Below are 14,315 nucleotides of genomic sequence, written 5' to 3'. Positions count from 1 at the left end.
CCCATGACCCATGCGCATGCGAATTCGAACGATGGCACGGCCGATGACACGGCACCCAAGATCCTGGACCTGCCCATCGGCCTTGACGCCACGGGGGAGCGGCAGGAGTTCGACAGCCTCGGCGAGGTGATGGTGCCGGCCGACCGGTACTGGGGCGCGCAGACCCAGCGCAGCCTGAAGCACTTCAACATCGGCCGTGACCGCATGCCCAAGGAGGTGTACCACGCCTACGGATACGTGAAGAAGGCGGCAGCCGTCGTGAACAGCCGGGCAGGCCGGCTGCCCGCCTGGAAGGGCCAGCTGATCCAGCAGGTGTGCGACGAGGTGATCGCCGGAGCGCTGGATGAGGACTTCCCGCTCTACGTGTACCAGACCGGGTCCGGAACGCAGTCGAACATGAACGTGAACGAAGTGGTCTCGAACCGGTGCATCCAGCTGGTCGGCGGCAAGCTGGGATCCCAGGAGCCCGTACACCCCAATGACCATGTGAACATGGGCCAGTCGAGCAACGACACCTTCCCCACCGCGATGCACATCGCCGCGTACACGATGGCCACGGAGAAGACCATTCCCGCGCTGAGGCGGCTCCGGGACGCGATCGAGTCCAAGTCCAGGGAGTGGGCCGATGTCGTCAAGATCGGCCGCACCCATCTGGAGGACGCCTGCCCGCTGACGGTGGGACAGGAATGGTCCGGCTATACCGGGGCGCTGGACGACGCCATCGCCGAGGTCGAGCACGCCACCAAAGGACTGCTGATGCTGGCCATGGGCGGAACCGCGGTCGGTACCGGGCTGAACGCCCCGGCCGGATTCGGCGACCAGGTGGCCGCGGAGATCGCCTCCATGACCGGTGCGCCTTTCAGGACGGCACCCAACAAGTTCACCGCCCAGGGCACGCTGGACCGCATGGTCCGCGCGCATGCCGCGCTCAAGGCGGTGGCCGTCACCCTGTTCAAGATCGCCAATGATCTGCGCTGGCTGGGCTCCGGGCCGCGGACCGGCATCCATGAGCTGACCCTGCCCGCCAACGAGCCCGGATCCTCGATCATGCCCGGCAAGGTCAACCCGACCCAGGCCGAGGCCATGCTGATGGTGTCCATCCAGGTCATCGCCTCCGACGTGGCCGTGACCATGGGCGGCGCCGAAGGGAACTTTGAGCTGAACGCGTTCCGCCCCGTCCTGATCGACAACTACCTGCACTCCGCACTGATCCTGGCCGACATGTGCGACCACTTCAGGGAGTTCATGATCGAGGGCGCCAAGATCAACCAGGCCAGACTGACCCGGAACATCGACCGGTCGGTGATGATGGTCACCGCGCTGTCCCCGGTCATCGGCTACGACCAGGCCTCGGTCATCTCCCACTACGCCATCGACCACGACACCACCCTCAAGCAGGCCGCGCTCGCCAACGGCGTCTCCGAGGAACTCTTCGACCGGGTGGTCGACCCACTCGCCATGACCCGCGGAGGCAGCGCCGACATCCCGTCCGGAAAGCCGTGAGATGAGCTCCCCGCAGCCCGGGGCGGCAGGCCCGGTCGGCAAGGCCGCCCTGATCGCATCCGTGGGCCCGCGCGGCTATGCCGACTGGACCAACCCCGACCACCGGCTACGGCGCCTGCTCGCCGAGTTCATCGGAATGGCCGGGCTCACCTTCGTCCTGTCCGGAGGTGCCGCCATCCTGGCCCGCTACGGCGGCAGCGGCCTCCAACCCTGGCAGGTCGTCCTCGTCCTGTCCCTGGTCTCCGCACTGTGGCTGCTCGTGGCCGTGTACTTCCTCGGCGACATCTCCGCCCACTTCAACCCGGCCATGACCCTGGGGTTCGTACTGCGGCGCGACATGAACCTCCGGATGGCCTGCGCCTACTGGATCGTCCAGTTCGCCGCGGCGATCGGCGGATCCCTGCTGGCGCGGGGCTTCTTCGGCCCCGCGGGCCACCTCGCCGCGACCAGGCCCCAACCCGGCCTCTCCTGGCAGGCCGCCGCCTTCGAGGCCGTCATCACCTTCGGCCTGGTGCTGATAGTCCTGTGCCTCGCCGACGGGCCCAAGCTCAACGGGCCGTTCGTGCCCCTGGCCGTGGGCGCCTACATTCTGGCCTGGGGCACCATGGGCGGCCCCTTCGACGGCGCCTCCATGAATCCGGCCCGCAGCCTGGGACCCGATGTGGCCTTGGGGGACCTGTCCACCTGGTGGGTCTATCTGATCGGCCCGGTGGCCGGGGCCGCCCTCGCGGTGTGCGTCACGCGGATCCTGCGGGGTTCGGCCACGGCCGCGGAAGCCAATGCCGCCGAGGGCGCGCCACTCGACCGCAAAGGCTGACCTCTTCCCTGCCGAGGACAGCCCGGTCGAGGCCCTGCCCGGCACTGCCGCTCGCCGTGCCGCGCCCCGGCGTACGCGGGGCAGGCCGCGGAGGCCACCGCCCGGGGCTGAGTGACGGGTCTACCTCTGATCTTGGCCGGTGCTCCGCCCTTTAGGGCGGGGGTGAAGGCCATCGTTGGCTCAAAGGCGCGGAGCGCCGGAGTTCGCTGCGCCTCCGGGGTGACGTTCAGATGAGCCTCTTCTGGTCGCCGCGCCCACGCACGGACCGCCGATGCACGACGCGAGTTTCACCACCAGCTCTCCACCAAGCTGATCCGCGAAAACCAAGCGGTCGCAATGGAAGACCTGGCGGTCAAGGGACTCGCCCGCACCAAGCTGGCCAAGTCCGTGCACGACGCCGGATGGTCCGCATTCGTCGCGTTGCTGGAATACAAGGCCGCGAAGTTCGGCCGGACCTTCCACCGCATCGGACGCTTCGAGCCGACATCGCAGGTCTGCTCGGCCTGCGGCGTCAATGACGGCCCCAAGCCCCTCCACGTCCGAGAGTGGACGTGCAGAGCCTGCGGGACCGTCCTCGATCGAGACATCAACGCGGCGGTCAACGTCGCCAAGGCCGCCGGACTGGCGGTATCAGCCTGCGGAGCGCGGGTAAGACCGGGACTCGTCCCGGCACAGCGCGGAGGAACACGAACCAACCCGAAGCCCCAGCCGGTGACCACCGGCAGGCAGGCGGGAATCTCCGTCCCTTAAGGGCGGAGAGGATGTCAATCCTCGGTCCACCCGCATACATGAGCCTTCTGCACCGGCTCGCTGGTGACCTGTCCGTCGAACCCCGTGACCAGTTCGTACTCGATGGACACGGTGATCTGCCCGTCGTAGAAGGACGCGTCACCGCTCATCAGGCTGTATTCACCGCTGTAGCGGCCGTCGTCCGACGTGGCCTCGACGACCTGCGCCGAGACGTCGTAGCCGCGCCGCAGGCTGATGTTCGTGCTGCCGCTGGAGAAGGACTTGGGCGACTGGTCGGAGGCCGGCAGCGAGTAGGACGCGCAGTTGCCCACCGGCTCCTCGGCCGGGCGCGGGCCGTTGTCGTCGCCGGAGCCGCCACCGGACGGGCGGGTGTCCTCGTCTCCGTCCGTGCCCGGTGCGTCGTCGCCGCTGCTGTCATCGCCGCCGCTGTCGTCCGACCCGCCGGAGGCGTCCGAGGCGGTGCCGGAATCGTCCGAGCTGTCCGAGCCCGGCGATGAGGCGCCGGAAGAACTGCCACCGGAGTCACCGGACTCCCCGCCGCCGTCACTCCCGCACCCGGCCGACAGCAGGCAGAGCGCGGCGAGCGCGACGGCCGCGGCGGTTCGCGACAGCGGGCCGCGGGTGGTGCGCTTCATGGTTTCCCCCTATAGGCACTGGAGCAGCGAACTCCCTTCTACAGGGGGGCCGTGGGACGGCACCGCGGTCGGCCGGGTTACGGGCAGAAACCCACCACACGGCATCGAACGGATGCGATCCGAACGCCGTAGGCGGCCTCATCCGCCGGTCAGGCACAGGACGGGCAGAGCCCTCGGTAAGTGACCTCGACCTCGGACACCGTGAAGCCGAACCGTTCCCCGTCCGGAAGGTCGGTCAGGGGGTTGCCGAGGGGATGGACGTCGCGGATCGTGCCGCATCGTGAGCACACCAGGTGCTGGTGCGGCCGGTGCGCGTTGGGGTCGTAGCGCTTGGCACGGCCCTCGGTGGACACCTCTATGACCTCACCGAGGGACACCAGTTCACCCAGGGTGTTGTAGACGGTCGCCCGGGAGATCTCGGGCAGTCGCTGTGCCGCACGGGCGTGCACCTCGTCGGCCGTGAGATGTACGTGGTCGCCGTCGAGGACCTCCGCAACGACACGCCGCTGGGAGGTCACGCGCCAGCCGCGCGCTCGTAGTCGCTCCAGCAGGTCGCTCATGAATCAGTTCACCTATTCGGGGCTCGGTGGGGCGCTCCAAGTTTACCTGTGCATGTCTGGATTCTGACTGGATATGGGTTAGGCATACTTCTTGACTTGGACACTGTCCATTGTAGGATCGGTTCCGGTGCTAGCCAAGAGAGCAGTAGGCTCCAGTACGGCAGGAGATTTGAGACATGACGGGACCGGTGCCGCGATCGCGCAGGTCATGCGTCCCCTCCATATCGTGCGCGTAGCTCTCCGTGTGCTCGTCGTGGCGGGATCCGTGCCGGGCGAGTCCGAGGCTGTCCGCCGGATTCGAGTTCCGGGTCCCTAGTGCCCACCGCCCGTAGTTCCTGAGCACGTGATTTGCCCCGTCCGGAAGGATTCCCATGTCCGAGAATCATGATGCAATCGTTGCAGACGCAAAGAATGAGGGTGGTGGAGGCTGCCCGGTTGCCCATGGGCGGGCGCCGCACCCGACGCAGGGCGGGGGAAACCGCCAGTGGTGGCCGGACCGGCTCAATCTGAGGATCCTTGCCAAGAACCCGGCCGTGTCCAACCCGCTGGGCGAGGACTTCGACTACGCCGAGGCGTTCAAGAGCCTTGACCTCCCGGCCGTCAAGCGGGACATCGCCGATGTGCTGACCACTTCGCAGGACTGGTGGCCTGCTGACTTCGGTCACTACGGTCCGTTCATCATCCGGATGGCCTGGCACAGCGCCGGCACCTACCGGATCAGCGACGGCCGCGGCGGTGCCGGTGCCGGCCAGCAGCGCTTCGCGCCGCTGAACAGCTGGCCTGACAACGGCAACCTCGACAAGGCCCGCCGACTGCTGTGGCCGGTCAAGAAGAAGTACGGCCAGAGCCTCTCGTGGGCCGACCTCATGATCCTCGCCGGCAATGTCGCCCTGGAGACGATGGGCTTCGAGACCTTCGGCTTCGCCGGAGGCCGCGAGGACGTCTGGGAGCCCGACGAGGACGTCTACTGGGGCCCCGAGACCACCTGGCTCGGAGATGAGCGCTACAGCGGTGACCGGGAGCTCGAGAACCCGCTCGGCGCGGTCCAGATGGGTCTCATCTATGTGAACCCGGAGGGCCCGAACGGAAACCCCGACCCGATCGCCGCCGCCCGCGACATCCGTGAGACGTTCCGCCGGATGGCGATGAACGACGAGGAGACCGTCGCGCTGATCGCCGGCGGCCACACCTTCGGCAAGACCCACGGGGCGGGCCCCGCGGACGCCGTCGGCCCCGACCCGGAGGCCGCGCCGATGGAGGAGATGGGCTTCGGCTGGCGGAACAGTCACGGCACCGGCAAGGGCGGTGACACGATCACCAGCGGTCTCGAGGGCATCTGGACCAACACCCCGGTGACGTGGGACAACAGCTTCCTGGAGATCCTGTTCGGCCACGAGTGGGAGCTGTTCCAGAGTCCCGCCGGGGCCAACCAGTGGCGCCCCAAGGACGGCGCGGGCGCGGGCACCGTACCCGACGCCCACGACGCGTCGAAGACCCACGCCCCGACGATGCTCACGACCGACCTCTCGCTCCGGTTCGACCCGGTGTACGAGCAGATCTCGCGGCGCTTCCTCGAGAACCCGGACCAGTTCGCGGACGCCTTCGCGCGGGCCTGGTACAAGCTGACCCACCGCGACATGGGCCCGGTCGCGCGCTACCTCGGCCCCGAGGTCCCGTCCGAGGTGCTGCTGTGGCAGGACCCGCTGCCCGAGGTGACGCACGAGCTCGTCGACGCCGCCGACATCGCCGCACTCAAGTCCCAGATCCTCGATTCGGGTCTGCCGGTGTCCCAGCTCGTGTCCACGGCCTGGGCCTCCGCGTCCTCCTTCCGTGGTAGCGACAAGCGCGGCGGCGCCAACGGCGCGCGTATCCGGCTCCAGCCGCAGAGCGGCTGGGAGGTCAACGACCCCGACCAGCTGGCGACGGTGCTGCGCACCCTGGAGAACATCCAGCAGACCTTCAACTCCGCCCGGACCGGCGGCAAGCAGGTCTCGCTCGCCGACCTGATCGTGCTCGCGGGTGGCGCGGGTGTCGAGAAGGCCGCCAAGGACGCCGGCTTCGACATCGAGGTCCCGTTCACACCGGGCCGTGCGGACGCCTCGCAGGACCAGACCGACGCGGAGGCGTTCGCCGCGCTGGAGCCCACCGCCGACGGCTTCCGCAACTACCTGGGCAAGGGCAACCGGCTGCCGGCCGAGTACCTGCTGCTGGACAAGGCCAACCTGCTGACCCTCAGCGCACCCGAACTGACGGTCCTCGTGGGCGGTTTGCGTGTGCTGGGCGCCAACCACCAGCAGTCGCAGCACGGTGCGCTCACCGCGACCCCCGGGGTGCTGACCAACGACTTCTTCGTCAACCTGCTCGACCTGGGGACGACCTGGAAGGCCACATCCGAGGACGCAGGCACTTTCGAGGGCCGTGATGCCGTCACGGGCAAGGCCAAGTGGACCGGTACCCGGGCCGACCTGGTCTTCGGATCGAACTCCGAACTGCGCGCGCTCGCCGAGGTCTACGCGAGCGATGACGCGAAGGCGAAGTTCGTGCACGACTTCGTCGCGGCGTGGGTCAAGGTGATGAACCTCGACCGGTTCGACCTCGTCTGACCGCGACGAGTGAACGGCTGAACGCCGACTGCCCACCGGAGGTCTTCCGGTGGGCAGTCGGCGTTTGGGCAGTCGGCGTTGATCCGGATGACGGACGGCTCAGTGGGACAGCAGCCCACCGGTGTACGGATCCTCCGCGAGCATGCGCCATGAGTGGTCCGGAGTCCGGAACGCCTCCGGGTCCACCGCCTCGACCAGGGTGTCGACCCGGCTGCTCAGCAGGGCGAACGGATCGAACACCTCCCAGGCGTCCGCGGCGGCGCCGTTGTCCCAGCGATACCACTCCGCGCGCAGCCGCTCATAGACCCAGTAGGCGTACAGCAGCGCCGACAGGTCCCGGTTCAGGTAGCACGCGGGTTTGCCGGCGCCGTACCAGTCCGGCAGCTCCAGCCGTCCGGTGGCGCCGTCGAGCGCGACCACGAGGTCGTGCGGCCACCATCCGATGGCGAGGAAGTCCCGCTGATGGTCCCGGCCGCTTGCGCCGCTGAAGGTGCGTGGGTGGGCCTCGGCCATGGTGTGCAGCGGCTCGTCATCCACGCTGAACAGCGCGCCACCGAGCGGCAGCCCTACCTCGGTGAGCAGCCTCCGGGTCGGCTCGTGGGTGAGCTGCCCAGGGAGCTCATCCTGGCGGTAGCGGCGCACCTCGCCCTCGCCGTCCAATCGCGCGAGGTCCCGCACCAGGTCCGCGCCGAACTCGTATGCCAGGCCGTCCGCCGATCCCGGCCGGGCACCCCAGGTCAGGGAACGCACCAGCAGACAGGTGCGCCAGTGCGCGGGCGCGCACTCGGCGTCGAACAGCGCCGGATCGGCCGCGCACAGCCGCGCCGCGGCGGCCTCGATCACCTCGGCCACGACATTCGGCCCACGCCGCCCCTCGTACGCGTCGGGCTGCTGCGCCGAATCCGATACCCACTCACAGATGTCCATCAGCTCCGCCAGCGCGTTCAGCGAGGTGGCGAGGGGGTCTGCAGTTCGGGGCGTACCCCAAGCGGCCAGCAGCACCTCGCCGGTCATACCGTCGAGCACCACCCGGCTGCCGCAGTAGTCGGTGGAACCCAGCACGAACAGCCTTCCGTCACCCACTGATTCACCGCCACGGGTGGTGAAGGGCGCCAAGCTACCGCCGTGCAGCACACTGAAGTCGAGGTCGGCAGCGGTCCGGGGCAGCCCCTGCTCGACCAGGAACTGACGGCTCGGCTCATGGGCCAGCCCCTCCGGCAGTGCCCGCGTGGCCAGCCGCCAGGTGCGGTGCGCCGTCGATGAGGTGTCCATGCTCTGCCTTCTCACGTCGATGACCGTACGCGGTGCCGTGAGGGGCACGTGGATCGATCCGGCGCACACCGCCTCAGGGGCCCGCGTTGAGCTCCGCGACGACCGAGGCGGGGGTGTGTCCGCCGCTGTCCGACAGCCGGTGGAAGTCGACGGAGACGAAGTTCGGGTTGCGGCCTCCGGCCGCGGGCCGGCACTGCTCGGCGATGCGGTTCCTCAGCTTGCTGCCGTTGTCCAGGGCGGCTGTGAGGACCGTGGGCACATTGCGGTCGTGGCTCATGGTGAACAGCCGCCGGAATCCGGGCTCCTGGCGGTCCAGGGGCACATCCGACCAGCGGCTGACGCATGTGAGGTCGTTGCCCAGGTCCCCGAGACTCCAGTAGTTGGACACCGTCCAGGACCTGTCGTGCATGACGCCGAGCTGCTCGCGGTCGGACCGGTCCGAGAAGATCAGCAGCCGCTTGCCCGCCGTGACGAGATCGGCCACCTTCGGCCACCCGTGCTGGCGTACGCCCCACTCGTCGGGCCTGACCAGTAGCTCGGAGAGGCCTCTCACCCTGTCCAGGGAATGGCGTAGCTGCTCCGCGCTGACGTAGTCCTCCAGGAAGATGGTCACCACCTCCTCGGGATGGCCGGCCAGGAAGTCCACCACGGTCTGCATCGTGCCGTGGAAGGACTGCCGTGGCAGGGCGTAGGTGATGCCGGCGAAGGTCTTGCAGTCGCCATGGCACAGGTACACGTCACTGGGGTAGCAGTCGCTGCCGAAGCTGATGATGCACAGCCACGTGCTGCGCTCGTACCAGTGTGTGTCCAGGCTCAGCCCGCGCACGCCGTTGTCGAGCTGTGCGCGCACCGACTCGGCCTGGTTCACCGAACTCCAGCGGGAGTCCTCGTAGTTGGTGAAGGAGTTGTGGGTGGCGAGGAAGGTGACCTCGTCGAGCCTGCGGTCGCCCCAGCGCGCGGCCGCGGCGGCGGACGTGGTCATGCCCATGGGGCCTGAGATACCTGAACCCGGAGAACCCGGAGAACCCGGAGAAGGGAGGGAAGGGGTCGCCACCGTGGCCGAAGCCGGTGCGGCGGTGGCGGTGATCGTCGTGCCCAGGAGGCCCAGCAGGAGGAGGCACACGTAGGCGGGCCGGCAGAGTCGCAGCATGCTCATGCCAATCATGCGCCGGAGGGTAGCGCGCGGGCCGCCAAAGCGCTGCCCCACGGACGGGTTCGGTCGGCGTGCGGTCTCGGGATGCCCGTGCCGGGACCTGTCCTCCAAGTGACCCATTCCGCGTCTCCCATCGGGTGACATGTGGGCGCCGGATGGAAGGGCTCACGTCCTGTGTGGGGGAGAAAGGCATCGTAAGTGTGCGCTGACCCGATCGACATGACGTGAGGTCGGCGCCGAGGCCGAGTCAGCCAGGAGCCCGCGTCGCCATGCATCCCAAGACCCAACCCAGCGACCTGGTTGACGACGCGTACGAGAACGAGGTCCCGCTCCGGTCCAGGAAGCCCGGGAACGTGGTGGTGACGTGGCTGACCACCACCGACCACAAGACCATCGGCACCCTGTACATCACCACGGCGTTCGGATTCTTCTGCGTCGGCGGACTCTTCGCGATGTTCATGCGTGCGGAGCTGGCGCGCCCCGGTATGCAGATCATGTCGAGCGAGCAGTTCAACCAGGCGTTCACGATGCACGGCCTGATCATGCTGCTGATGTTCGCGACACCGCTGTTCGCCGGGTTCGCGAACTGGATCATGCCGCTCCAGATCGGCGCCCCCGACGTGGCCTTCCCCCGGCTGAACATGTTCGCCTACTGGCTCTACGTCTTCGGCTCGCTGATCGCGCTCGCCGCCTTCCTCACCCCGAACGGCGCACCGGACTTCGGCTGGTTCATGTACCCGCCGCTCTCGGACGCCCAGCACACGCCCAACGTGGGCGCGGACATGGTGATCATGGGTCTGGCCTTCTCCGGCTTCGGCACGATCCTCGGCTCGGTCAACTTCATCACCACGATCATCTGCATGCGCGCTCCGGGCATGACGATGTTCCGCATGTCGATCTTCTGCTGGACCGTGCTGCTGACCGGTGTGCTGGTCCTGCTCGCCTTCCCGGTGCTGGCCGCCGCCCTGTTCGCGCTGGAGGCCGACCGCAAGTTCGGCGCCCAGATCTACAATCCGGCCAATGGTGGCGCCCTGCTGTGGCAGCATCTCTTCTGGTTCTTCGGGCATCCAGAGGTGTACATCATCGCCCTGCCGTTCTTCGGCATCATCTCGGAAGTCGTCCCGGTCTTCAGCCGCAAGCCGATGTTCGGTTACATCGGCCTGGTGGCCGCGACGATCGCGATCGCCGGACTGTCCGTGACCGTGTGGGCCCACCACATGTTCGTCACCGGGGCCGTGCTGCTGCCGTTCTTCTCCTTCATGACCTTCCTGATCGCGGTACCGACCGGGGTGAAGTTCTTCAACTGGATCGGCACCATGTGGAAGGGCTCACTGTCGTTCGAGACCCCGATGCTGTGGGCCACCGGATTTCTGGTGACATTCCTCTTCGGCGGGCTGACCGGGATCATCCTGGCCTCGCCCCCGATGGACTTCCACGTCTCCGACTCGTACTTCGTCGTCGCGCACTTCCACTACGTCGTCTTCGGCACCGTGGTGTTCGCGATGTTCGCCGGATTCCACTTCTGGTGGCCGAAGTTCACGGGCAAGATGCTGGACGAGCGGCTTGGCAAGATCACCTTCTGGACGCTGTTCATCGGCTTCCAGGGCACGTTCCTGGTCCAGCACTGGCTGGGCGCCGAGGGCATGCCGCGCCGTTACGCGGACTACCTGGCCGCCGACGGCTTCACCTTGCTGAACACCATCTCCACGATCAGCTCGTTCCTGCTGGGTCTGTCGATCCTGCCGTTCTTCTACAACGTCTGGAAGACGGAGAAGTACGGCAAGAAGATCGAGGTCGACGACCCGTGGGGCTACGGCCGTTCACTCGAGTGGGCGACCTCCTGCCCGCCGCCGCGGCACAACTTCGTCACCCTGCCGCGGATCCGTTCCGAATCCCCTGCGTTCGACATGCACCACCCCGAATTCGCGGAGATCCAGTCCGGCGGGGAAGCCGAGCGGCGCCTGAGCGGACCTGGCGGAGAGCTGCGGTGAGCAGCTCCTCTCCCTCTGAGGGGGTCAGGGACGGGCTGCGCCGGCTCGACGGCTACCTCTACTGGCAGGCCGAACTCGCGGAAGCACGCAGGGAGGCCACCGCCTTCTGCGAAACGCTGCCCTGGCTCACCACCGCCGAGCGCCGAGAGCTCGAGGAGCAGTACACGCGGGCCCGCGTGGACATGTCCAAGGCGGTCACCCGCCGTATCGCCAACCGGTGCGTCGAGCTGCGCCTGGAGTACGAGACGCGCTACCAGAATCTGCGCCGCAGGACCATCGCCCTCAGCCTCGGCGGTTGCTTCCTCCTGCTCACGGTCGGGGAGCTGCTGCGCCGGTGAGCCCGGGCCGGGCTCCGCGGGGACCCATCACCTTCGGCCCCAGTGTCCCGTCGTAGGCACACTGCCGCGCTTGTGGCGGAGCGCGTCGTCGTGCCGCTGCCCCGTGTCGACGCACGTGGCATCGGTTCCCTGGCGTGGCAGCCAGGGATCACCCAGGGGCTGTCCCGTAGTCCCCAGCGGGCACACGACGCCGGCTACGGCACTCCTCCGGTGACGTCGAGGCGATCGAGCAGATGGCCGTCTCCGGGCTTGTCGGCACCGTATCCGCTGCCATCTCCGCGGTGTTCTACGCCTGCGCGGCCTTCTCTCTGCGCTGGGACCTCGCGCTCGTCACCTTCGTACTGGCCCCGCTCTTCTGGCTGGCTGCACGCCGCTTCTTCGGCCGCGTCAAGTCGGCGTCCCAGGACGAGCGGGCCGCGGACGGCGCGATCACCTCCGTGGTCGAGGAGTCTCTCGGCAACATCGTCCTCACCCAGGCGTACAACCGCCGGCGCGAAGAGGAGAGGCGGCTCGACCGCGAGGCGCGCGGATGGCTGCGGGCTTCCGTGCGCGGGGCGCGGGCCAGTGAGAAGTACGAACAGCTTGTCGAGGTCGTCGAGACGCTGTGCGTGCTCACGGTGATCGGGGTCGGCCCCTGGGAGATCGCCGAGGGGCGGATGTCCCTGGGAGCGCTGCTGGCTTTCGCCGCGTACATCGGCTACCTCTACCCGCCGATCCGCAACCTCGGCCAGCTCGGACTGACCCTCACGGCGGCCACCGCGGTCGCCGACCGCATCAACGAGATCCTGGCGGCCCGCCCCGCCGTCACCGACCCCGACCAGCCGGTCGGTGCATGGCCGGTGCGCGGCTGGGTCTCCTTCCACGACGCCTCCTTCAGCTACCCAGGTGCTGAGCGGCCCTCGCTGCGGAACATGACGTTCTCAGCGTGTCCCGGTGAACTGCTCCTGGTCACCGGACCGAGCGGGGCAGGCAAGTCCACGCTCGCCCGGCTGATGTCCCGGTTCTACGACCCCACCGAAGGCGCCGTCTGCCTCGACGGGGTCGCGTTGCCCCGGCTGTCGCTCGATTTCCTGCGGGACAACGTGACCCTGCTGCCGCAGGAGACCCTCATCCTGAGCGGGACCATCCGCGAGAACATCGCAGCCGGACGCCCCGGTGCGAGCGACGACGAGATCCGGCAGGCCGCCGTCGGCGCAGCCGCGCACGAGTTCATCGTGGACTTGCCCGAGGGATACGAAACCGGGATAGCCCCCGGTACGGCCGCCCTGTCGGGCGGTCAGCCCAAGCGGATCACCATCGCCCGCGCGATGCTGCGCGCCGCACCCGTCCTCGTGCTCGACGAGCCGACGAGCGGTCTTGACTCGGTGTCAGCGCGCAGGATCCAGCAGCCACTGCGGCGGCTGACGGCCGGGCGTACCACGATCGTGATCGCCCACGATCTGAGCTTCGCAACCGAGGCGGACCGGGTGCTTGTCGTGGCGGACGGGCGGTTGGTGGACGAGGGCACACATGCGGAACTGATCGCCCGGTGCGGTATGTACGCACGGCTGGCCGCGCACGTCGTCGACGTTCCCACGACCAGCATCCTGTCCTGTTAGGCCGATTCCTCGAGTTCCCCTGTGCGTCGTCGCTCCTTCTCCGGCCACCAGTCCCCGGCACGCCGCCGACGGGCCGGGAGTTGCTGATATCGTCACCTCGCCGTGCACTGCTGCGAACCAAGGAGGTGAGACCGATCAACACTTCGACAGGTCGGGACTCCCTCCTTCGCATGGCCTAGGGAGTGCCCGCAGAAGGCATCCCGAAAGGGCGAAACGCTATGCGCTTCACCTCTGAGACGTCGTTCGAAGGCGTCCGCGAACAACTCTTCACCCTCGGCGAGATACCTGGCGTGCTCTGGACGCCGGAAGGCGCCGCCGGAACGCGTCCCCTCATCCTGATGGGACACGGCGGTGGCCGCCACAAGAAGGACCCCGAAATCGTGCACCGCGCCCACCGTTTCGTGGCCGAATGCGGTTTCGCGGTTGCGGCGGTCGACGTGCCCGGTCATGGCGACCGGCCGAAGCACGAGGAGTACGACCGGATCGCGACCGAGAACCAGGCTCGTATGGAAGCCGGGGTGGACCCGGCCCCGCTGATCGCCGGCTTCCAGGCGCTCGTCGCCCGCCAGACCGTCCCGGAGTGGCGGGCTGTGCTGGACGCGGTCCAGCAGTGCGAGCACGTCGGCCATGGCCGGGTGGGCTACTGGGGCGTGTCACTGGGATGCGGACTCGGCGTCCCGTTCGTTGCCGCCGAACCCCGGGTGCATGCCGCGGTACTGGGCCTGGGCGGGGCCCTGGCATCGGCCGATGCCGCCGCGCGGATCACCGTCCCGGTGGAGTTCCTGGTCCAGTGGGACGACGAGCGGGTGCCGAGGGATCAGTGCCTGGCGCTCTTCGACGCCCTGGCATCGGGCGAGAAGACACTGCACGCCAACCCTGGCAAGCACGGTGAGGTTCCGGCGTTCGAGCTGGACAGCACGATGCGGTTCTTCGCCCGGCATCTCGGTTCGTAACCACCGCCGCCAGCTCTGAGACGCGGCGAGAGGGGGCCGTGGCCCAGAGGGGCGGTGGGCGGTGGGATGCCTCGCGGGTGCAGCAACGGGTGGTGCCACCCGACGGCGTTTTGGCCGCGCACCGGTGCCGGGCCCCGGCGGC

General features: G+C 68.3%; 10 protein-coding genes and 2 pseudogenes. 8 read left to right on the top strand and 4 right to left on the bottom strand.

The window, feature by feature from the left end; translation table 11 throughout:
• Positions 1-3: 3 nt before the first annotated feature.
• From ACFV6V_RS00595 to ACFV6V_RS00585, 3 genes and pseudogenes are all read left to right on the top strand, one after another.
• The gene (locus ACFV6V_RS00595; RefSeq protein WP_385556911.1) at positions 4-1,503 is read left to right on the top strand and encodes a class II fumarate hydratase; all 1,500 of its coding nucleotides are present in this window, start codon (positions 4-6) and stop codon (positions 1,501-1,503) included.
• 1 nt (position 1,504) lies between these two features.
• Entirely contained in the window at positions 1,505-2,320 is an 816-nt protein-coding gene (locus ACFV6V_RS00590; RefSeq protein ID WP_385556908.1) for an MIP/aquaporin family protein, read from the top strand.
• A gap of 249 nt (positions 2,321-2,569) precedes the next feature.
• Positions 2,570-3,070, top strand: a pseudogene (locus ACFV6V_RS00585) (RNA-guided endonuclease TnpB family protein); the annotation flags it as partial.
• A gap of 14 nt (positions 3,071-3,084) precedes the next feature.
• Here ACFV6V_RS00585 and ACFV6V_RS00580 read toward each other — a convergent pair.
• On the bottom strand, positions 3,085-3,705 hold the full coding sequence (locus tag ACFV6V_RS00580) for a hypothetical protein (protein WP_385556905.1): 621 nt from the start codon (positions 3,703-3,705) through the stop codon (positions 3,085-3,087).
• A 149-nt stretch (positions 3,706-3,854) separates the two neighbouring features.
• On the bottom strand, positions 3,855-4,265 hold the full coding sequence (locus ACFV6V_RS00575) for a Fur family transcriptional regulator (protein ID WP_385556902.1): 411 nt from the start codon (positions 4,263-4,265) through the stop codon (positions 3,855-3,857).
• A gap of 371 nt (positions 4,266-4,636) precedes the next feature.
• On the opposite strand from ACFV6V_RS00575, the gene katG reads away from it, so the two are divergent.
• Positions 4,637-6,868, top strand: a complete 2,232-nt coding sequence (katG, locus tag ACFV6V_RS00570; protein WP_385556899.1) for a catalase/peroxidase HPI — start codon at positions 4,637-4,639, stop codon at positions 6,866-6,868.
• Positions 6,869-6,967: 99 nt separating this feature from the next.
• Here katG and ACFV6V_RS00565 read toward each other — a convergent pair whose 3' ends face one another.
• Positions 6,968-8,140, bottom strand: coding sequence for an SUKH-4 family immunity protein (locus ACFV6V_RS00565; RefSeq protein ID WP_385556897.1), 1,173 nt, complete (start codon positions 8,138-8,140; stop codon positions 6,968-6,970).
• 73 nt (positions 8,141-8,213) lie between these two features.
• Positions 8,214-9,122, bottom strand: coding sequence for a PI-PLC domain-containing protein (locus tag ACFV6V_RS00560; RefSeq protein ID WP_385556894.1), 909 nt, complete (start codon positions 9,120-9,122; stop codon positions 8,214-8,216).
• A 440-nt stretch (positions 9,123-9,562) separates the two neighbouring features.
• Here ACFV6V_RS00560 and ctaD point away from each other — a divergent pair, with 440 nt between their 5' ends.
• The 4 genes and pseudogenes from ctaD to ACFV6V_RS00540 all read left to right on the top strand — a co-directional run bounded on the left by ctaD (position 9,563) and on the right by ACFV6V_RS00540 (position 14,173).
• Positions 9,563-11,284 carry a cytochrome c oxidase subunit I gene (ctaD, locus tag ACFV6V_RS00555; protein WP_385556891.1) on the top strand — a complete coding sequence of 574 codons (1,722 nt, stop codon included), beginning with the start codon at positions 9,563-9,565 and terminating at the stop codon, positions 11,282-11,284.
• A complete protein-coding gene (locus ACFV6V_RS00550) occupies positions 11,281-11,622 on the top strand; it encodes a hypothetical protein (protein ID WP_385556888.1) in 342 nt (113 codons plus the stop codon). Before ctaD ends, ACFV6V_RS00550 begins: the two co-directional genes overlap by 4 nt.
• A 206-nt stretch (positions 11,623-11,828) precedes the next feature.
• Positions 11,829-13,220, top strand: a pseudogene (locus ACFV6V_RS00545) (ABC transporter ATP-binding protein); the annotation flags it as partial.
• A gap of 218 nt (positions 13,221-13,438) precedes the next feature.
• Positions 13,439-14,173 (top strand): dienelactone hydrolase family protein, encoded by a 735-nt coding sequence (locus ACFV6V_RS00540; protein ID WP_385556884.1) that lies wholly within the window; start codon positions 13,439-13,441, stop codon positions 14,171-14,173.
• Positions 14,174-14,315 lie beyond the last annotated feature (142 nt).

It is taken from the genome of Streptomyces sp. NPDC059828 (assembly GCF_042731955.1).
GTDB lineage: Bacteria > Actinomycetota > Actinomycetes > Streptomycetales > Streptomycetaceae > Streptomyces.
The sequence above is the reverse complement of the archived record's forward strand: the minus strand, read 5'-3'. Positions and strand labels throughout refer to the sequence as shown.

Bases quoted from the DNA above. Each gene is read 5' to 3' on its own strand.
- ACFV6V_RS00595 (WP_385556911.1), top strand. From the start codon at position 4: ATGACCCATGCGCATGCGAATTCGAACGATGGCACGGCCGATGACACG.
- ACFV6V_RS00590 (WP_385556908.1), top strand. From the start codon at position 1,505: ATGAGCTCCCCGCAGCCCGGGGCGGCAGGCCCGGTCGGCAAGGCCGCC.
- ACFV6V_RS00575 (WP_385556902.1), bottom strand. From the start codon at position 4,265: ATGAGCGACCTGCTGGAGCGACTACGAGCGCGCGGCTGGCGCGTGACC.
- ACFV6V_RS00540 (WP_385556884.1), top strand. From the start codon at position 13,439: ATGCGCTTCACCTCTGAGACGTCGTTCGAAGGCGTCCGCGAACAACTC.
- ACFV6V_RS00565 (WP_385556897.1), bottom strand. From the start codon at position 8,140: ATGGACACCTCATCGACGGCGCACCGCACCTGGCGGCTGGCCACGCGG.
- katG (WP_385556899.1), top strand. From the start codon at position 4,637: ATGTCCGAGAATCATGATGCAATCGTTGCAGACGCAAAGAATGAGGGT.
- ctaD (WP_385556891.1), top strand. From the start codon at position 9,563: ATGCATCCCAAGACCCAACCCAGCGACCTGGTTGACGACGCGTACGAG.
- ACFV6V_RS00560 (WP_385556894.1), bottom strand. From the start codon at position 9,122: ATGACCACGTCCGCCGCCGCGGCCGCGCGCTGGGGCGACCGCAGGCTC.
- ACFV6V_RS00580 (WP_385556905.1), bottom strand. From the start codon at position 3,705: ATGAAGCGCACCACCCGCGGCCCGCTGTCGCGAACCGCCGCGGCCGTC.